This window comes from Rhodococcus wratislaviensis (assembly GCF_041228765.1).
Taxonomy (GTDB): Bacteria; Actinomycetota; Actinomycetes; order Mycobacteriales; family Mycobacteriaceae; genus Rhodococcus_F; species Rhodococcus_F wratislaviensis.
This window is the reverse complement of the sequence record NZ_CP150488.1, coordinates 7,215,905-7,237,764: the sequence shown is the minus strand read 5'-3', so window position 1 is coordinate 7,237,764 and position 21,860 is coordinate 7,215,905. Positions and strand designations below refer to the sequence as shown.

The 21,860-nt window shown below is 66.5% G+C and carries 3 protein-coding genes; all 3 read left to right on the top strand.

Annotated features, from left to right (window positions below; genetic code table 11):
• Positions 1-119 precede the first annotated feature (119 nt).
• The 3 genes from WKC72_RS33330 to WKC72_RS33320 all read left to right on the top strand — a co-directional run bounded on the left by WKC72_RS33330 (position 120) and on the right by WKC72_RS33320 (position 21,836).
• Positions 120-1,520 (top strand): carotenoid oxygenase family protein, encoded by a 1,401-nt coding sequence (locus tag WKC72_RS33330; RefSeq protein ID WP_037244153.1) that lies wholly within the window; start codon positions 120-122, stop codon positions 1,518-1,520.
• 24 nt (positions 1,521-1,544) lie between these two features.
• On the top strand, positions 1,545-3,494 hold the full coding sequence (locus WKC72_RS33325; protein ID WP_037243477.1) for a prolyl oligopeptidase family serine peptidase: 1,950 nt from the start codon (positions 1,545-1,547) through the stop codon (positions 3,492-3,494).
• A gap of 285 nt (positions 3,495-3,779) precedes the next feature.
• Positions 3,780-21,836, top strand: coding sequence for a non-ribosomal peptide synthase/polyketide synthase (locus tag WKC72_RS33320; protein WP_370180898.1), 18,057 nt, complete (start codon positions 3,780-3,782; stop codon positions 21,834-21,836).
• Positions 21,837-21,860: the final 24 nt, after the last annotated feature.

Below are 21,860 nucleotides of genomic sequence, written 5' to 3'. Positions count from 1 at the left end.
GGATTTCTACTGGTGGGTATCGGACCGCCGCCGCGTCGTCGAAACACCCCGCCCGCGCAGGTGGCCGCCGTACCCTCGAGAGGGGGTCGTGTTCACCGCGCCCGGAGGGAATGACGCACATGTCAGCACCGGTATCCCGTCGCCCCGCACCCGTCGACGTCGCGCACCACAGCCATCTCGTCGGGGTGTTCGCGCCGCAACGGGAGGAGGTGGACGTCCGGGATCTCGAGGTGATCGGCGAGCTACCCGCCGATCTTCACGGCGCCTATCTCCGCAACGGGCCCAACCCCCGGTTCGATCCGATCGGGACGTACGTCTATCCGCTCGACGGCGACGGCATGGTCCACCGTGTCGAGCTGGCCGACGGTGCCGCCCGGTACACCAACCGCTTCGTCCGAACTCCGATGGTGCAGGCGGAGGAGAAGGCCGGGCACGTCATCTGGCCCGGGGTCACCGACCTCTACACACCGACGGAGGACGAAGTCGGCCCCGAACTCGCGGGGACGTCACGCGAGCTGCCCGACATCAACATCGTCCGGCACGGCGGACGGCTGCTCGCGATGGCCGAGACCACGCTGCCGTTCCGCCTCGACCCCGCCGACCTGAGCACGCTGGGACGGGAGAACTGTGACGGCGCCATGGGAGTGGGGAGCACCGCGCACCCCAAGATCGACCCGGTCACCGGACAGATGGTGCTGTTCAACTACATGCTGGAGGCCCCGTACCTGACGTGGTCGGTGGTCAACCCCGACGGCTCGGTGGCGCGAACACCGACGGTGGTCGAGGGTGCGGACACCCCGCTGATGATCCACGACATGGCACTCACCGAGCGCTACATCGTCCTGATGCTGTGCCCGCTGGTCTTCGACATCGCCGCCGTCCTGACCGGCGGGTCCGTGCTCGACTGGCGTCCCGAGGACGGCACGAGGATCGCGCTGGTGCCCCGCGACGGCGGTCCGGTCCGGTGGACGACACACGACGCCTACTGGGTGTGGCACTTCGCGAACGCCTTCGATCTGCCCGACGGGAGGGTGAGCGTCGACTACGTGGAGTGGACGTATCCCGGCGGGTTCGCGAAGGCCGCGGAGCCGTCGCTCGGCTCGTTGGTTCGCGCCGTCGTCGACCCCGGCAGCGGACGGGTGGCGCGAGAAGTGGTGTGCGACCGCGACGTCGAGTTCCCGCGGGTCGACGACCGTGAGCTGAGCCGCGGGCACCGGGCGGTTGCGACCGTCGGCAAACTCGACCGCAGCCAGGGCCGGCAGGATTCACTGTGGTTCTTCGACACGGCCCGCGGCACCGAGTCGCACTGGGATCCGGGGAGCGTCTCGGTGGGTGAGCCGATCTTCATGCCCGGCGCCGAGCACGAGTACTGGGGAATGATCGGCACCGACCGGGGCGACATGTCGTCCTGGTTCTTCGTGCTGCCCGCCGACGACCCCGGGTCGGGGCCGATCGGGAAGGTGCGGCTGCCGATCCGGGTTCCGGCGGGCCTTCACGGCGCGTGGCTGCCTGCGGAGTAGCGGACGGCGGAATATCCTCGGCGGATGACCTCTGCGCCTTACGGTTCCTGGCCCTCCCCGATCGCGGCGGCGGATCTCGCCTCCAGCGGCCACCCCGTGGAGGGCGGCCGGTACGTGGGCGACGACGTGTGGTGGTCGGAACTGCGACCCAGCGAAGGTGGGCGGGTCGCGGTGCGGCGCCTCGGTCTGGACGACGAACCGGAAGATGTCCTGCCCGCGCCGTGGAACGCCCGCACCAGGGTTCACGAGTACGGCGGCGGCGCCTGGACCGTCACCGACGCCGGCCGCCTGGTGTTCTCCGAGTTCAGCGATCAGCGCCTGTACCTGCTGGAAGGCGGGACGCCGGTCCCGCTGACACCGGAACCGCCGCAACCCTGCTCGCTGCGGTACGGCGACCTGTCGGTGATCGACGGCGAGGTGTGGGCCGTGCGCGAGACGCACGACACGGACGGCGGCGTCTCCCGCGACATCTGCGTGATTCCGCTGGACGGGTCGGCGGCGAACGATCCGCATCGAGTGCGGTCCGTCGTCGCCGGCTCCGACTTCCTGGCCAATCCGCGGCTGTCCCCGGATCGCAGGCACCTCGCCTGGATCGCGTGGGACCACCCCCAGATGCCGTGGGACGGCACCGAGCTCAGGGTCGTGGCGGTCGAGGGCGGCCGCGTGACCGGGAAGGTGCGGACACTTCTCGGCGGCCCCGAGGAATCGGTGCTGCAACCGGAATGGGTCGGTCCCACCGAGCTGTACACGATCAGCGACCGCAGCGGCTGGTGGAATCTCTACCGCGTCGGCATCGACGATCCCGACCCGGTCGCGTTGTGCCCGATGGACGCCGACTTCGGCGGCGCGCTGTGGATGCTCGGCGGCCGCTGGCACACCCGCCGCGACGACGGCACGCTCCTGACCGTGAGGACGTTCGGAACCGACACCCTCGCCGTCCTCGATCCCGCGACCGGTTCGCTCGTGGACATCCCCCTGGACGGGCTCACCAGCGTCGGCCTCGGTGACCGCAACGGCAACCGGATCCTGCTGCTCACCGGCGGCGCCCAGACCCCGTCGGGCCTGCGTGAACTCGACCTCGACACCGGCGCACTCCGCACGGTCCGGCTGTCCGTGACCGAACTTCCCGAGGCGGCATATCTCCCCGAGGCCCGGCAGTTGACGTTCCAGGGCGCCGAACGCGAAGTCCACGTGATCGCCTACCCGCCGCGTCACCCGCGGTACCGGGGCGGGGACGGGGAATTGCCGCCGTATGTGGCGTTCGTGCACGGCGGACCCACATCGCGGGTCGCGCCTTCGCTGAATCCCGTGTTCGCGTTCTTCACCAGCCGCGGCATCGGCGTCGTCGACGTGAACTACGGCGGTTCCACGGGATACGGTCGCGAGTATCGCAACCGGTTGCGGGGACAGTGGGGGGTCGTCGACGTCGAGGACGTGGTGACGGCGGTGACCGGCCTCGCCGAGGCAGGCATGGCGGACCCCGGCCGGCTGGCGATCGAGGGCGGATCCGCCGGTGGGTGGACCGTGCTCGCGGCGCTGACCACGTCGGACGTGTTCGCGTGCGGTGCGTCCTACTTCGGGGTGGCCGAACTCGACGGGTTCGTGAAGGAGACACACGACTTCGAGTCCCGGTACATCGACGGCCTCATCGGCCCGCTACCCGAGGCGGCCGACCTCTACGCCGAACGTGCACCGCTGAACAACGTTGGCGGACTGAACTGCCCGGTTCTGCTCCTGCAGGGGCTCGACGATCCGATCGTGCCGCCGTCGCAGGCGGAACGGTTCCGGGATGCGCTCGTGGAGAAGGGCATCCCGCACGCCTACCTCGAGTACGAGGGGGAGTCGCACGGATTCCGGAAGCTGGCCACTCTCATCAGCTCGCGTAACGCCGAACTGTCCTTCTACGGCCAGGTACTGGGTTTCGAGCCACCGGACATTCCGCGACTCGAACTCTGGCGGCCGCCCAACGGCTGACCGTCCACTCGGAATCCGAAGTTTGTGATGCACAAAACAAACCACTTGTTGTGCTCTTCGCTGATCGCCGAGATAGAGACCGCGCGGTATGAACGGAGCTGGCTATCGCGTGGGCGGCTGGGCCGCGGGTAGCGTCGAAGAGAGGAGTCGATAGCCGCAGCTGAGTGAAATGGGTGCTCCCTTCGCGCGCTTCAGTGTCGATATATGGATTGCCGAGGGCCGAGGGTGTCATCGCTGGACGATCTCGATACGAATCCGGTTTCGGACACCGTGATAACGAATGTCGTGCCGCCGTCCGAGCTGTTCCCACTCTCCGCCGCTCAACGTGGAATGTGGTTCGCCCAGCACCTGCTGGGCGACGTTCCGATCGTCATCGCTCAGTACGTCGAGGTCGGTATCGCTGATCTCGACATCGGCCTGCTCGCACGTATCGGACCCGCCGCCCTCCGGGAACTCGGTACCGGACTGCTCCGAATCGTCGAGTGGGACGGTGAGCCGCTCCAGACGGTCGACGAGTCGCTCTGCTTCGAGATGACGCATCTCGACTTCCGTTCCGACCCTGATCCGCGGGCCGCGGCTCACGCGTGGATGCGCGCCGAATACAGCAACCCGATCGATCTCCTCCACGATCGGCTGATCCGCTCGGCAATGTTGCGCGTCGCCGACGACTGCTACTTCTGGTACTCGCGAATTCACCACATCGCCCTCGACGGCTTCGGCGCCATGACGTTCATGTCCCGCGCCGCGGAGCTGTACACCGCGGCGGTCGAGGGTCGCCCGCCGGCCGAGTTCACCGCGAGTGGATTGCGGGAGGTCGTCGAAGAAGAGGCGCGCTACCGCACCTCGAGCCGGTTCGAGACGGACCGCAAGTACTGGGCCGAGCGCAGCCGCAATCTTCCCCCGACGATCAGCCTCGCAGGGCGAGCGGCCGAGATCGGCGCGCCGTCGCTGGTGAGCAGCGCACCGCTGTCCGCCGCTACGACAGCCGCACTGCAGGGTCTGACCGACCGGGAACCCGGGGCGACGTTCGCGACAGCCGCCGTGGCCGCCGTCGCAGCATTCCTGTCCCGCCTGACCGGCCAGGACGACGTGGTGCTGAGCTTGCCGGTCTCGGCACGCACCACCGCCCGGTTGCGCCGCTCGGGCGGCATGATCTCCAACGTCCTTCCGATCCGACTCTCGGTCGGAGACGAAACGACGTCCGTCGACTTGATGAGATGTACGCAACTGGCGCTGACCGGAGCGCTACGTCACCAGAGGTACCGGCACGAGGACATACGACGTGATGCGGGCGTTCTGGGTGGTCGTCGCGGCTTTTTCGGGCCGTCGATCAACATCATGATGTTCCACGACGAGATTCGGCTCGGTCCGTCGATCGGCCGGCTCCACGTGCTGACCACCGGTCCGGTGGAGGACCTCGCAGTGAACATCTATCCCGGTGTCGCAGGCGACGTGGCGCAGGTCGACTTCGAGGCCAACCCGAATCTGTACACCGAACAGGACCTGCGCGGTCACCATGCCCGGTTCCTCGAATTCTTTGCCGCCTTCGCCGCGTCAGCTGCCACCGACCGCATCGCTGCTCTCGCCGTGCTGCACGCCGACGAACGCGCGGATCTCGTGCCATGTCGCGGTCCGCGGGCAGAGCCGGAGCGGCTCCTCCCCGACTTGCTGGCCGCCGGCGTTGCCGCCTCACCGGACGCAGTCGCGATTCGGGCGTCGGGACGGAAGGTCACCTACCACGAGCTCGACCAGCGATCCAATCAACTGGCGCGATTACTGATCGAATCGGGGGCCGGGCCGGAAACCTTCGTCGTGCTGAGTCTTCCCCGGTCGGCGGAATCACTCGTCGCGTTCTGGGCGGTCGCCAAGACCGGGGCCGCCTTCGTGCCCGTCGATCCGAAGCTCCCACCCGAGCGAGTCGCGCACATGCTGTCCGATTCGGGCGCACAGGTGGGGCTCACGCTCCACGAACTGCGTGCAACACTGCCCGACGGCATTCACTGGCTCGTCCTCGACGACGACGAGGTGCGCGCCCGCTGTGACCGCGAGCGGGGCACGGCGATCGGCGACGTGGATCGCCGCGCCCCGCTGTCCGTCCACCACCCCGCGTACATGATCTACACATCGGGATCGACCGGGCTTCCGAAAGGGGTCGTCGTCACCCACAGCGGCCTGTCGAACTTCGCGGCCGGCGCCCGCCCGGAACTCGGCATTCACAACGAATCGCGGATGCTACGGTTCTCGTCGGCCAGCTTCGATGCCTCGGTATTCGAGATGATCCAGGCCTTCAGCGCCGGTGCCATGATGGTCGTCGCCCCGCCCGAGGTGCACGGTGGAAGCGACCTCGTCGACCTGCTGAGCGAACAGCACGTGACCCACATCGTCACGGCTCCCACGGTGATGAACACAGTCGATCCGCGTGGGCTCGAACATCTCGAGGCGGTGGTGGTCGGCGGGGACGTATGCACCCCCGACCTCGTGGAGCGGTTCGGCCAGGTGTGCCGCTTCACCAACAGTTACGGGCCGACCGAGACGACCATCATCATCACCGCGGGTGAGCCGCTGACCCCGGGCGCACCGATTTCCATCGGCCGGCCGATCCAGGGGGCGAGCGTCGTGGTGCTCGACCGCAAGCTCCGCGCCGTGCCCGTCGGGGTGGTGGGTGAGCTCTACCTCGCCGGCCCCGGAGTCGCACGCGGCTATCACCACCGGCACGGGCTGACGGCGAACCGATTCGTGGCCAACGCCTTCGGTGAACCGGGGTCTCGCCTCTACCGAACCGGTGACGAGGTGCGCTGGGTGCGGCCATCGCAGGGAGCCGAGGCGAAGCACTACACGCTCGAATTCGTCGGCCGGTCCGACACCCAGGTCAAGATTCGTGGCTTCCGCATCGAACTCGGCGAGATCGACTCGGCACTGCTCGCCCAGGACGGCGTCAACTTCGCGGCGACAGTGGTTCATCGGACGGCGGGCGGCACGACGGCGCTGGTCTCGTACGTGCGCCTCGACACCGGTCGTGAATTCGATCCGGTCGCGATTGTCGAGGGCGTCGCCGAAATCGTGCCGTCCCACATGATCCCGTCGGCGGTGATGCGGCTCGAACACGTGCCGGTGACGGCGGCCGGCAAACTCGACCGCAGTGAACTGCCTCAACCACACTTCGGATCAGCTGAACACGAGTTCCGCGCCGCGTCGACACCGGCGGAGGAGCAGCTCTCGCGTCTCGTCGCCGAGGCGCTCGGCCTCGACCGGGTGAGTGTGGACGACAGTCTCTTCGCGCTCGGCGGCGACAGCATCGTCGCGATGCAGATCGCCGCCCGAGCCAGGGAGTTCGGTCTCAGCTTCAGTGCGCGGACCGTGTTCGAGCACAAGACGATCGCCGGAATCGCCGCAGTGGCGGTCCCGGTTGAGGCAGAATCGGCGGTCGCCCTCGAGGAGCTCGAGGGCGGCGGCGTCGGGCGTGCCCCGCCGACCCCGATCATGTGCTCGATGCTCGAGCGGGGCCCCTTCGACGACTTCTTCCAGGCATTGCTGCTGACCTTGCCCTCGGATGTCGATCCTGATCGGTTGAGCGCGACGCTCGCGGCGGTGCTCGATCACCACGATGCTCTGCGTTCGAAGTTCGTCCGCGACGGGGACGGTGCCTGGGCGTTCGAAACGACGGCCGTCGGTAGTGTGCCGGCCGGCGATCGGATTTCGAGGATCGTCACGGCGGCGGCACCCGGCAGCCGTGCGTTCACCGACGTGGTGAGCGCCGAGTGTGCGGCGGCGGCGGCTCGCCTGGACCCGGAACACGGGATCATGCTTCAGCTGGTGTGGTGTGTCTCCGAATGTGCGGGTGCACCAAGTCGACTGCTGGTTCTCGCGCACCACCTGGTGGTGGACGGTGTGTCGTGGCGCGTGCTGTTGCCGGACCTCGCCACGGCGTGGCTGCAGCTGGGCGCGGGGCAGACGCCGGCGCCGGCCCCGGTGGGCACATCGTTCCGCCGCTGGGCGAATGGGCTGCAGGACGCGGCAGATCGAGGAGCGCACAGAGCCGAATTGCCCTATTGGCGAGAGGTTCTCAGCGGCCCTGACCCACAGATCGGCACACGTCCGATCGTGCCCACGATCGACACGATGCGCACTACCGAGCGGGTGCACATCGACGTGAGTTCTGCAGTGACCGATGCGGTGCTCGCCCGACTTCCTGATGTGTTCGGCTGCGGCGTCAACGACGGACTCCTGTCGGCGCTGGCGCTGGCGGTTGTGCAGTGGCGACACTCGCACGGGATCGACGAACGTTCGGTGCTGCTGACGTTGGAAGGCCACGGGCGCGAGGAGGAGGCCGTGGCCGGCGCGGATCTTGCACGTACCGTCGGTTGGTTCACCAGCGCCTTCCCTGTCCGGCTCGATCTGCCGACCGTCGATCTCGGCGGGGCCTTCGAGGGTGGACACGCTGCCGGTGTCGTGATCAAAACCGTCAAGGAACAACTCGTCGCGGTGCCTGCCCGGGGCGTCGGATTCGGATTGCTCCGGCATCTCGACGAGAGCGCGAGGCCGATTCTCGGGGGTCTTCCGGAGCCGCAGATCAGTTTCAACTACCTGGGCCGCATGGGCGTGCAACACCTCGGCGACCTGCAGGATCTCGGCTGGATGCCCGACCCCGATGCGCCCGACCTGAATACAGCGAGCGGATCCGGCATGGCCGTGGCCGCGGTGATCGACATCAACGCGATGGTAGTCGACAGCCCCGAGGGACCCCGGTTGACGGCATCGTTCGCGTATCCGACCGGGGTGATCCGCGAGTCCGACGTCGCAACCCTCGCGGATCTGTGGCGAAGCGCCCTCGACGGTCTTGCCGCTCACACTGTTCAGCCCGTCGCGGGTGGTCTGACACCGTCCGACTGCCAGCTGGTCACGGTGAGCCAGAGTCGGATCGAGCGTTGGGAACACTCGTACCCGGGGCTGCGGGAGATCTGGTCGCTGTCCCCGTTGCAGTCCGGGCTGCTGTTCCACTCGACGCTGGCCGCCGATTCGCTGGACATCTACACCGCGCAACTGCGCATCGACCTCGAGGGCGCGGTCGACTCCGCGCGGTTGCGCCGTGCCGCCGCCGGCGTTCTCGCACACCACGCCAATCTGCGTGCCGCATTCGAGTTCGACGACCACGGTATCCCGGCGCAGTTGGTTGTCGACACCGTGGACGTGCCGTGGCGTGAGGTGGATCTGACCGGGGACGGGTCGGCGGCCGGAGAGGAACTCGAGCGCCTCCTCGACGACGACCGCGTCGCCCGATTCGACCTTGCCCGCCCCCCGCTGGTGCGTCTGCTGTTGATCCGCACGGCACCGGGCCGGTACGTGCTGGCCCTGACGAATCATCACATCATCCTCGACGGATGGTCGATGCCACTACTGGTGCGCGAGTTACTGGTTCGCTATGCCACGGACGACGCTCCGGCCCTTCCGGAGACCCGGCCGTACAGCATGTACCTGGAATGGGTGGCTACCTGCGACAGGGACGCGTCCTTCCGCGCGTGGGAGCATGCGCTGGAGGGGCTCGACGAGCCGACACTGCTGGCGCCCCAGGCGTCCTCGGAACAGTACGGCGTGCCGGGTGAAGTCGACATCGCGCTGCCCGCGGACCTGATCGGTGCGCTCGACACGGTGGTGGCTCGCCGTGGAGTCACCATGAACACCGTGGTCCAGGCGGCGTGGGGAATACTGCTGTCCCGGTTGCTCTCCCGTCGAGACGTGGTGTTCGGTGCCACCGTGTCGGGTCGGCCGCCGCAGCTGGCCGGTGTCGAGAGCATGCTGGGGCTCTTCATCAACACCGTGCCCGTGCGGGTGCGGATGGACCCGGACGAGACGTGTGCGCAGCTGCTGACCCGCCTCCAGGGTGAGCAAGTTTCCCTGCTCGATCACCAATACCTCGGACTCGGTGACATCCAGGCACGCCTGGGTCTGGGCAACCTGTTCGACACGTTGTCGGTGTTCGAGTCGTACCCCGTCGACAAGTCCGGATTCGACGAGGACACCGACATCGCGGGAATGCGAGTGACCGCTCTCGATGCGCGTGACGCCACGCACTATCCGATCACCCTGCTGTCGATCCTCGAACCTCGACTGCGGCTGAGCCTGCGTTACCAGCACAAAATTTTCGATCGCGATACCGTCACGACACTCGCGGCGCGCGTGATCGGTATTCTCGAGACCATCGCGCGCGACGCGGACACACCGGTCGGCGACGTCGCCCTTTTCGTTCCGAAGGAACGGGAGTTGGTGGTCGACACCTGGAATGCAACGGAACACGAGGTGCCGCGCCTCACCCTCGCCGAACTATTCGACGCGCAGGTGGCTCACACGCCCGACGCCCCCGCCGTCGTGTTCGAGGGGGCGGTGTCGACGTACGCAGAGTTCGATGCCCGCGCGAATCAACTGGCGCGGTTCCTGATCAGCCGGGGTGTGGGCCCCGAATCGCTCGTGGGTGTAGCGGTGCGACGCTCGATGGATATGCTGGTGGGAATCTACGCGGTGATCAAGGCCGGCGGCGCGTACGTTCCGATGGACCCGGACCAGCCGGCCGAGCGGATCGCGTACGTCGTGGCAACCGCCGGTCCGGTCGTCGTTCTCACCACCACCTCGGATCGCGCAACGCTGCCCGCCGAGGTTCCGGCCCTCGACCTCGACACCCTCGATGTATCGGCGCTCTCCGATGACCCCATCCGGGACCGGGACCGGCTGGGGCCGTTGCACGCACGAAGCCTTGCGTATGTCATCTTCACCTCCGGCTCCACGGGCAGACCCAAGGGGGTGGCGGTGCCGCACGAGGGTATCGTCAACCGGCTGCTGTGGATGCAGCATCGGTACCCGCTGAGCGACGACGACGTGGTCCTCCAGAAGACCCCCGCGACGTTCGACGTGTCGGTATGGGAGTTGTTCTGGCCGTTGCAGACCGGCGCGCGGCTGGTGATCGCCGAGCCGGACGGGCACCGTGACCCCGCCTATCTCGAGCGGGTGATCCGCGAAGAATCCGTGACCACGGTGCACTTCGTGCCGTCGATGCTCGCGGTGTTCCTGGCGGAGGCGCATGTCGAGGGGTGCCGTTCGTTGCGCCGGGTGTTCACCAGTGGTGAGGCGCTGCCGCCTGCGACGGCGGCGGATCTGCACCGGGTGAGCGGGACGGAGCTGCACAACCTGTACGGTCCCACCGAGGCAGCGGTGGACGTGACCTCCTACGAGACCGGGCCGGACGAGTCCACCGTGCCGATCGGAGCGCCGGTCTGGAACACCCATACGTATGTACTCGACGGACGCCTACGTCCCGTCCCCGTCGGGGTAGCGGGGGAGTTGTATATCGGCGGCGTCCAGCTCGCCCGCGGATACCAGGCCCGGTCCGATCTGACGTCGGACAGGTTCGTCGCGAACCCCGTCGCGGCCGGCGGAACTGTGCGAGGGGGTAGTCGGCTGTACCGCACCGGTGACCTTGTTCGGTGGCTGCCGACCGGGCAGCTCGAATACCTGGGCCGCACGGACTTTCAGGTCAAGCTTCGCGGCCAGCGCATCGAACTCGGTGAGATCGAGGCGGCGCTGCTCCGGCACGCAGATGTTGCACAGGCGGTGGCACTGGCCCGCAACGACGGGTCCACCGGCGACTACCTCGCCGGATACGTGGTGCCTGCGCCCGGCAGGTCCCCGGACGAGCGGGCGCTACTCGACGCAGCCGCAACGGTGCTGCCCCGGTACATGGTGCCGTCGGCGCTGGTCGTGCTCGCGGAACTGCCGTTGACAGCGAACGGCAAACTCGACCGCAAGGCACTGCCGGTCCCCGAGTTCGCGAGTTCGGCGCAATTCGTCCCGCCCGGCACCCCGACCGAGTACGTTCTCGCAGAGATTCTCGCGGACGTGCTCGGCGCTCCGCGGATCGGTATGTCGGACAATTTCTTCGACCTCGGGGGCAACTCCCTCATCGCGACCCGTGTGGTAGCCCGGATCAACGCGGAGCTCGGCACCGAGTTGAATGTGCGGTCGCTGTTCGAGGCGCCCACCGTGGGGGTTCTGGCCAGGGTAGTCGACCGGACGCACGCCGGTACGGCACCGCGTCCCGCGCTCGCGTCCGGCCCGAGGCCGGACAGGCTTCCCCTGTCCCTGGCTCAGACCCGAGTGTGGTTCTTCAATCGGTTCGACCCCACGTCGAGTGCCTACAACGTGGCTGCGGCACTGCGGCTGTCCGGCTCCCTCGACGTCGACGCACTCCGCCGGGCGGCCGCGGACATCCTCGAACGGCACGAATCGCTGCGCACGATCTATCCCGAATCCTCGGACGGCCCGTATCAGCTGGTGCTGCCGGTCGATCACGCCGCGACCGGCGATCTGATCGACGTTGTGCCCGACGTCGTCCCGGCCGATGCTCTGGACACACGGATCCGAGCGGCAGTGGCACACGGATTCGACGTGACCACGCAAATCCCGATCGCTCTGACACTGGTGCGGTGCGAGGCTCCTGACGAACACGTGCTGGTGATGGTGGTGCACCACATCAGCATCGACGGGTGGTCGATCCAGGTACTCGCCCGCGATCTGGTGCACGCGTACTCCACGCGCACAGCGGGCGACGCGCCGTCGTGGACCCCGCTGCCAGTGCAGTATGCGGATTACACCCTGTGGCAACGAGACGTTCTCGGCTCCGAGGGCGATCCCACGTCGCTGATGTCGCAGGAGCTCGAGTACTGGGCGGATGCGCTCGCGGGTCTGCCGGACGTGCTGGCTCTGCCGCTCGACCGGCCACGTCCGGCGGTGCGGTCGGGGGTGGGTGCGAGTGTCGATTTCGCGGTGCCTGCGGCGACGATGGTGCGTCTCGCGGCGCTGGCCCGTGAGCAGGGTGCGACACCGTTCATGGTGGTGCATGCGGCGTTGGCGGTGCTGTTGGCGAAGTTGAGTGGGTCTACCGACATCGCGATCGGATCGCCGATCGCGGGCCGTGGTGATGCGGCGTTGGACGATCTGGTGGGCATGTTCGTCAATACGTTGGTGCTGAGAGCCGATTGTGAGCCGAGTCGGTCGTTCGCGGAGCTGGTGGGGCGGGTACGCGATTCGGACCTCGAGGCGTTCGGCAGGGCTGAGGTGCCATTCGAGCGGTTGGTGGAGAAGCTGAATCCACTACGATCGCAGTCCTTCTCGCCGTTGTTCCAGGTGATGTTGGCGTTCCAGAATTTCGTGCCGTCCAGGGTGGCGCTTCCGGGTTTGACGGTGTCACCGGTGGCGGTCGAGTGGGAGGCTGCGCAGTTCGACCTCTCGATGACTGTGAGTGAGGCGGCCGGGGGTGGGTATGCGGGGAGGCTGTCGTATGCAGCGGACATCTTCGATGCTGCGACAGTGCGCGGGATCGCCGAGGGGTTTGTGCGGGTGCTCGAGGCGGTCGTCGAGAATCCGTCCGTCCCGGTGGGCGACGTCGACTTGCTGGGTCCGGCCGAGCGGCAACGCGTGCTCGCGGCTGCGGCCCCTGAGCCATTACGGGTGGGGCCACGGACGTTGCCGGAAATTCTGGCGGCCGGCGTCGCGTCGAACCCCTCGGGTGTTGCATTGACCTGCGGTGGCGTGGAGATGTCGTATTCGGACCTCGACTCCCGATCGAACCAACTGGCCCGAGTGTTGATATCGCGGGGTGTCGGTCCTGAGACATTTGTCGCGTTGTCCTTCGCTCGGTCCATCGAATCAGTTGTTTCGGTGTGGGCGGTCGCGAAGGCGGGTGGCGGGTTCGTGCCGGTCGATCCGAAACTGCCGGCCGAGCGGATCGAGTACATGCTGGTCGATTCCGGGGCCGTCATCGGGCTTACCGGTGCCGAAACCACAGCGCTTCCGGGGAAGGTTGCCTGGCTGGTACCCACGGCGGGCGAGGTGCAGGATCTGTGCGACGAGTTGTCGGCGGCAGAGATCACCGACGCCGAGCGCGGTGCGCCGGTGGCGTTGTCCACTGCGGCCTACATGATCTACACGTCGGGTTCGACCGGGGTCCCGAAGGGCGTCGTTGTAACCCATGCCGGGCTGGCATCGTTCTGTTCGGACACCCGCCTCGAACTGAATTTGACCGGCAACTCGCGAATGCTGAGGTTCTCGTCGTCGAGTTTCGATGCATCGGTGTTCGAGATGATCGCGGGATTCAGTGCCGGAGCCACCTTGGTGGTCGCTCCACCCGAGATCATCGGTGGCGGCGAGCTCGCGGAATTGCTGCGCGTCGAGCGGGTCACCCACATCATCACAGCGCCGGCGGCCCTCGGGATCGTCGACCCGGACGGGCTCGAGGAACTCCAGGCCGTGGTCGTCGGCGGAGACGTCTGCCCGCCGGAGTTGGTCGCCAAGTTCGCACCCGCCTGTCGGTTCTTCAACAGTTACGGTCCCACAGAGACCACCATCATCATCACCATGACCGATGCGCTCGTTCCGGAGGAACGAATCACGATCGGCACCCCGATCGAGGGCGCCGGAGCGGTTGTCCTCGACGCGAGGCTGCATCCGTCTCCGGTCGGCGTGATCGGCGAGCTGTATCTGTCGGGCCGTGGGCTCGCCCGCGGCTATCACGCCCGCGGTGCACTCACGGCAGCTCGATTCGTGGCCAATCCCTTCGGGGGTTCCGGCGACCTGATGTACCGCACGGGCGATCTGGTGCGGTGGACGAAAGACGGACGACTGGACTTCGTCGGGCGAATCGACTCACAGGTGCAATTGCGGGGTCTGCGGATCGAACTCGGTGAGGTCGAGGCAGCGCTGAGCAGATGCGAGGGAGTCGCGCAGACCGTCGTGGTCTTGCGCAACGATCCCCATACCGGTGAACAACTGCTGGGATACGTAGTTCCCGATACCAACGTCGCCCTCGACCCGCAGGTTCTGCGTACCAGGGTGGGCGAGACGTTGCCGAACTACATGGTGCCGTCGCAGGTGATGGTGCTCGACGCGTTGCCGTTGAATCCCAGTGGGAAGCTCGACCGGCGGGCGTTGCCGGCACCGTCGTTCGTCGTTCGGGAGTTTCGGGCGCCGACTACGCCGGTCGAGGAGGTCGTGGCGGGTATTTTCGCGGAGGTGCTGGGGGTCGAGCGGGTCGGTCTGGACGACGATTTCTTTGCGTTGGGTGGTAATTCGCTGGTTGCGACGCAGGTGGTGTCCCGGTTGGGTGCGGCGTTGGACACCCGTGTGCCGGTTCGGGTGATCTTCGAGGCGTCGACGGTGGCGGCGCTGGCGGTGCGGGCCGAGCAGCATGCTGGTGAGGGTGGGCGGCCGGCGTTGACGCGTCGGGTGCGGCCGGCGCGGATTCCGTTGTCGTTGGCGCAGCAGCGGATGTGGTTCTTCAACCAGTTCGACCCGGAGTCGGCGGCCTTCAACATTCCTCTGGCAATCAGGCTGTCCGGTGATCTGGACATCGAATCGCTGCAGACCGCATTGGTCGACGTGATCGACCGGCACGAAGCGTTGCGCACAACGTTCCCGGACTCGGACTACGGGCCGTCCCAGGTAATCGTCCCCACATCGGCGCTCGCGCTGAGTGTGACGCCGGAGCGGGTCGCTCCGGACGAGGCACATGCCCTCGTGCTCGACTTCGTCGGGCGCGGGTTCGACGTGGCCCGGGAAGTCCCGTTGCGCGTGAAGCTGTTCCAGCTCGACGATGACGAGTTCGTGCTGGCGATGGTAGTGCACCACATTTCCAGCGACGGCGGCTCGGTAGCGCCGATGTCGCGCGACATCGTGGTGGCGTATGCCGCGCGGCGTGAGGGGCACGAGCCGGGCTGGTCGCCGCTCGAGGTGCAGTATGCGGAATACACCCTGTGGCAGCGGGAGATTCTCGGCGCGCAGGACGATCCGACGTCGCCGATCTCGGAACAACTGCGATACTGGACCGACGTTCTGGCAGATCTGCCGGGGATGGTGGAGTTGCCGACGGATCAACCGCGTCCGGCAGTGCAATCGCCGCGCGGCGCCAAGGTCGGCTTCACCCTGAGTTCAGATCTGGCCGAGCGTATCGATCACCGTGCACGAGAATTCAACTCGACCTTTTTCATGGTCGTCCATGCGTCGTTGGCGGTGCTGATGGCCCGCCTGAGCGGAACCGATGACATCCCTATCGGCACACAGATAGCCGGACGCGGCGATCCGGCACTCGACGACCTCATCGGGATGTTCGGAAACACTCTGGTGCTGCGCAGCCGCGTCGACCCCGCAATGTCGTTCGCCGATGTTCTGGCCGAGGTCCGGGAAGTCGACCTCGCCGCATTCGGCAACCCCGACGTTCCGCTCGAACGTCTGGTGGAAGTCCTCAATCCCATGCGCTCCACGGCCCATTCAGCGCTGTTCCAGGTACTGCTGGTGGTTCACAATTTCGTCCGGTCCAGGGTAACTCTGCCGGGCCTGGAGATCGCCCCTCTGGAAACGGACTACGTCGGTGCGAAACTCGATCTCGAGATCCACTTCACCGACACCTCGGATTCCGCGGGGCATCGGACCGGAGTCGAGGGATCAATCGTCTATGCGCTCGACCTGTTCCGGGAATCGACGGTCGCCCGATTCGCGACCCAACTCGTCACCATCCTCGAGGCGGTCACACGCGATGTGACCATACCGGTGGGCGAGATCGAATTGCGCAGCGTCGACGAGCGCGCGGCGATGGATCGATGGAATGCCACAGCCGTGGATGTCAGGGGCGGGACCCTGGTGCAGCTCTTCGACGATCAGGTACGCAGGACGCCGGATGCGGTGGCGGTGGTGTTCGAGGAACAGTCGTTGACCTACGCCGAGTTCGATGCTCGCGCGAATCGGCTGGCCCGATACTTGATTTCACGAGAGGTGGGACCGGAGTCGCTGGTGGGACTGGGCATGAGTCGCTCTCTCGAGATGATGGTGAGCGTTTACGCCGTGCTCAAAGCCGGTGCCGGGTACCTGCCGCTGGATCCGGAGCATCCCGCAGACCGCAACGCGTACGTGATTGCGACCGCGAAACCCGACGTGGTGCTGACCACGTCCTGGGACCGTGGTGACCTGCCGGCGTCGGTGGAAGCCGACGAAGTCGACATCCTGGACCTGTCGGACTTCGGCTCGGAGACGGTGACCGACGCGTCCAGGCTGGCGCCGCTGCGGCCCGAGAACCTCGCCTACGCGATCTTCACGTCCGGATCCACAGGGCGACCGAAAGGCGTCGCGATCAGCCACCGCTCGGTGGTCAACCAGATTGCATGGATGCGTAGCCGCTACGGGCTCGGCGATCGCGACACGGTGTTGCACAAGACGCCCATCACGTTCGACGCGTCGGTGTGGGAGTTGTTCTATCCACTACAGGTCGGTGCCCGATTGGTGATTGCCGCGGCTGGGGGACATCGTGACCCCGAATACCTGATGCGGATGTCGGACCGGTGGCACGTCACGATCCTGGAATTCGTGCCGTCGATGCTCGCACTGTTCCTCGCGGAATCGTCGCTCGCGCTGCCGCGGTCGCTGCGGTACGTCTCGGTCGGCGGAGAAGCGCTGCCCTCGGAATCGGCCGCTCGGTTCGCCGCGCGCACCGAGGCGGTGCTGGACAATACGTACGGTCCGACGGAAGCCACGGTGACCTCGACCGTGCATCGCTGTCTGCGGGGTGTGTCGGGTCCGATACCGATCGGGAGACCGATAAGGAACACCCACACCTTCGTGCTGGACCGCCGGCTACACCGCGTGCCCGTCGGCGTGCCGGGGGAGTTGTATCTCGCCGGAATCCAGCTCGCCCGCGGCTATCACGCCCGCGGGGTGCTCACGGCAGAACGTTTCGTCGCCAATCCCTTCGCCGACTCCGGTGAGCGGCTGTACCGCACGGGTGACCTGGTGCGGTGGAATTCGAACGGTGACCTCGAATACCTGGGTCGCACCGATTTCCAGGTGAAGCTACGTGGCCTGCGGATCGAACTCGGGGAGATCGAGGCCGCGCTGACGGCAGACGCATCGGTGAACCAGGCCGTCGTGGTCGTGCGCGACGGTGACTTCGGTCAACAGTTGGTCGGGTATGTGCTGCCGACCAGCGGGCGAACCGTCGACGTCGAGACGACACGCGAGGCGGTGCGCACATCGCTGCCGCGATACATGGTGCCCGACGTGCTGGTGGTCGTTGACGCGTTGCCGTTGAATCCCAGTGGGAAGCTCGACCGGCGGGCGTTGCCGGCACCGTCGTTCGTCGTTCGGGAGTTTCGGGCGCCGACCACGCCGGTCGAGGAGGTCGTGGCGGGCATTTTCGCGGAGGTGCTGGGGCTCGAGCGGGTCGGTCTGGACGACGATTTCTTTGCGTTGGGTGGTAATTCGCTGGTTGCGACGCAGGTGGTGTCCCGGTTGGGTGCGGCGCTGGACACCCGTGTGCCGGTTCGGGTGATCTTCGAGGCGTCGACGGTGGCGGCGCTGGCGGTGCGGGCCGAGCAGCATGCTGGTGAAGGTGGGCGGCCGGCGTTGACGCGTCGGGTGCGGCCGGCGCGGATTCCGTTGTCGTTGGCGCAGCAGCGGATGTGGTTCCTCAACCAGTTCGACCCGGCGTCGGCGGCATACAACATTCCGCTTGTGGTCCGCCTGTCCGGTGAACTGGATGTGGCAGCGATACAGGCTTCGGTGCTCGACGTGCTCGCTCGACACGAGGCCTTGCGGACGGTGTTCCCGGACTCGGACCAGGGGCCGACGCAGAGCATCGTGCATGCGCCGCGAGTGTCGATGGACCTGACGCCGATTCCGGTCGAGGACGAGGAAGAGCTGCGGATGCGGGTGGCCGCATTGCTTACGGCGGGCTTCGAGGTCACGGAATCGGTTCCGGTGCGCGGGGCGCTGTACCGGGTGTCGAAGTCCGAGCACGTCTTGGCGGTGGTGGTGCACCATATCTGCGCGGACGGTTTCTCGACCGGGCCGATGGGCCGAGACGTGCTGGTGGCATACGCCGCCCGGCACGCAGGGCATGAGCCGTCCTGGGCGCCGTTGCCGGTGCAGTATGCGGATTACGCGTTGTGGCAGCGGGAGGTGCTGGGTTCGGAGGACGATCCGGGATCGTTGATGTCGCAGCAGATCGCGTACTGGGCGGATGCGTTGTCGGGGCTGCCGGATGCGCTGGCGTTACCTACCGACCGGCCACGCCCGGCGGTGCGGTCGGGCCTCGGTTCCAGCGTGGATTTCACCGTGCCGGCGGCGACGGTGGCGAGTCTCGTGTCGCTGGCGCGAGAGGCGGGTGCGACGCCGTTCATGGTGGTGCATGCGGCGTTCGCGGTGCTCTTGGCGAGGCTGAGTGGGGCGACCGATATCGCGATCGGATCGCCGATCGCGGGCCGTGGTGATGCGGCGTTGGACGATCTGGTGGGCATGTTCGTCAATACGTTGGTGTTGCGGACTCGGTACGAGCCGGACGAATCGTTCGCGGAGCTACTGAGGCGGATGCGCGATGTCGATCTCGCGGCGTTCTCCCGGGCGGATGTTCCGTTCGAGCGATTGGTGGAAAGGCTGAATCCGATCCGGTCTCAGTCGTTCTCTCCGTTGTTCCAGGTGATGTTGGCGTTTCAGAATTTCGGTCGGCCGGCGGTGGAGCTTCCGGGATTGACGGTCTCGCCGGTGGAGGTCGATCGGCAAGCGGTGCAGTTCGACCTGTCGATGACTGTGGGTGAGTCGGCAGATGGCGGGGGTGGATTCGTGGGAAGGCTGTCCTACGCGACGGATGTTTTCGACGCCGCGACGGTGCGCGAGATCGCGGGGCGGTTCGTGCGAATTCTCGAAGCGGTGGTGGATGACCCCATGATGGTGGTGGGCGACATCTCGATCGTCGACGAGAACGAGCGGCATCAGATGCTGCGCGAGTGGAACATCACAGGACACGACGTCCCGGATGGACTGCTGCTCGACGGATTCGATGCGCAGGTGGCCCGAACACCGGACGCGGTGGCAATCGTGTACGACAACGAGTCGCTGTCGTATGCCGAGTTCGCTGCCCGGGTGAACCGCTTGGCTCGTAGATTGATCGACGAGGGTGTGGGACCGGAGTCGTTGGTGGCATTGGGGATGCGCCGGTCGCTGGAGTTGGTGACGGGAATCTACGCGGTGCTCCGAACGGGTGCTGCATTCGTGCCGTTGGACCCCGATCAACCCCCGGCACGCAACGACTACATCCTGGAAACCACAGGACCCGTGTGCGTCCTGTCCACCTCCCGGGACGGATTCGACACGTCCCGAAATCGGGTGCTGAACGTCGACGCCCTGGATTTGTCGGTGTATTCGTCCGAGCCGGTCGGGGAGTCCGAAGTCGTGACGTCCGCGCGGCCCGAGAATCTGGCGTACGTAATCTTTACATCGGGATCGACCGGACGACCCAAAGGGGTTTCGGTCAGCCACCGCGCGATTGTCAACCAAATGTCCTGGCTGGCGGCCGAATACGAGTTCGGCGACTCCGACGTCGTGGTGCAGAAGACGCCGGTGACGTTCGACGTGTCGATGTGGGAATTACTGGTTCCGCTGGCCGTCGGTGCCCGGATGATCGTCGCGCGTCCAGACGGGCATCGGGATCCGGACTATCTGCTGTCACTGATGCAAGAGTCCGGTGTCACCGTGGCCGCGTTCGTACCGTCGATGCTGGCGGCGCTCCTCGCCGATCCGGAGGCGTGTCTACCGGATTCGTTGCGGTGTGTTTTTGCCGGTGGCGAAGAACTGCCGGTGGAATTGTCCGAGCGATGCGCGTCGCGGTCGAAGGCTCGTCTCGACAACAAGTACGGTCCCACCGAATATGCGGTCACAGCGACGTCCCACCGATGCGACGGACTCGAGCGGGAATCGGTACCGATTGGTGAACCTGTATGGAACACCACCGCACTGGTCTTGGATCGACGTCTCCACCCTGTGCCCGCCGGGGTCGAAGGAGAGCTGTATCTGGCAGGAGTGCAGCTGTCTCGCGGCTATCATCGCCGCCAGGGGCTGACGGCGGAGCGATTCGTGGCCGATCCGTTCGGGGCAGCAGGGACGCGTCTCTATCGCACCGGGGACGTGGTCAAGTGGAACCCACGCGGACAGCTGGTGTATCTGGGTCGGCAGGACTCTCAAGTGAAGGTCCGGGGGCTGCGTATCGAACTCGGCGAGATCGAGACCGCGCTGGTGGCACAGCAGTCGATCGCGCAGGCCGTTGTGATCGTGCACGACGGCGACTTCGGTCAGCAGCTGGTCGGGTACGTGGTCCCCGCGAGGGGTCGGTTGGTTGACATGGAATCGGTTCGGGCCACGGCCGGCAGGTCGCTGCCCCAGTACATGGTGCCGGATGTGCTGATGGTGCTCGACGAATTGCCTCTGACCGCGAGCGGCAAGCTGGATCGGAACGCATTGCCCGCCCCTGAGTTCACGAAGCGGGAGTTCCGGGGGCCGACGACGCGCGTCGAGCGAATCGTCACCTCGGCCTTCACCGACATTCTCGGTGTCGAACAGGTGGGGCTGGACGACGACTTCTTCGCGTTGGGCGGAAATTCCCTGGTCGCGCCCAGGATCGTCGCCCGATTGAAGCAAGACCTGAGTGCGGCAGTTCCGTTGCAGTGGCTGTTCACCGATCCCGCCGTCGAAGCATTGGCCGCTCGGATCGAGAAGGGGGCCACGGGCACGGCAGGGGAAGGGTTCGGGCCGCTGCTTCCGATCCGTGCGGACGGTAAAGCGACGCCGCTGTTTTGTATTCATCCGATCGTCGGACTGTCCTGGTGTTACTCAGGTCTACGTCAGTACCTCGACCCTGATCTGCCGATCTACGGCATCCAGAGCCCGTCGATTCTCGAAGACAGCTATCTTCCGGAGTCTCTCGACGAACTTGCGGACCGCTACGTCCGTGAGATCCGCCATATCCGACCGTCCGGGCCGTACCGACTGCTCGGCTGGTCACTCGGCGGCGTCATCGCGCATGCGATGGCGGTCCGGATTCAGGCAGCCGGCGAGAGTGTGGAATTGCTGGCCATGATGGACAGCTTCTCCGGCGCGACGGCGGTCGAGAAAGGGTCGCCCACGGATGTCTCGGTGAGTGAGTTGCTGGGTGGGTTCGGTATCGAAGAGCTGGCCGAAATGTCCGGACACTCCGTAGAACACACCGAGAAGGTCGTGAGGCGGCTCGAGTCGGCGGCGGACCGAAACTCGAGGTTGATGTCGGAGTACCGGCCTGCATGCTTCGACGGAGACATTGTGTTCTTCACCGCGGCGGCCGACGATGCCACCGGCGCGAGGGCGGCCCGCGGATGGGAGAACGCCGTCACCGGGGTGGTGCACAACCACGCCGTGGCAGTCACGCATTGGCAGATGACGTCACCCGACGCTCTCGCCGTCGTCGGCCCGATCTTGAACGAGGCACTGAGGGAGCAAACCGAATAGCGAACAGATCAGACGAATGACCGC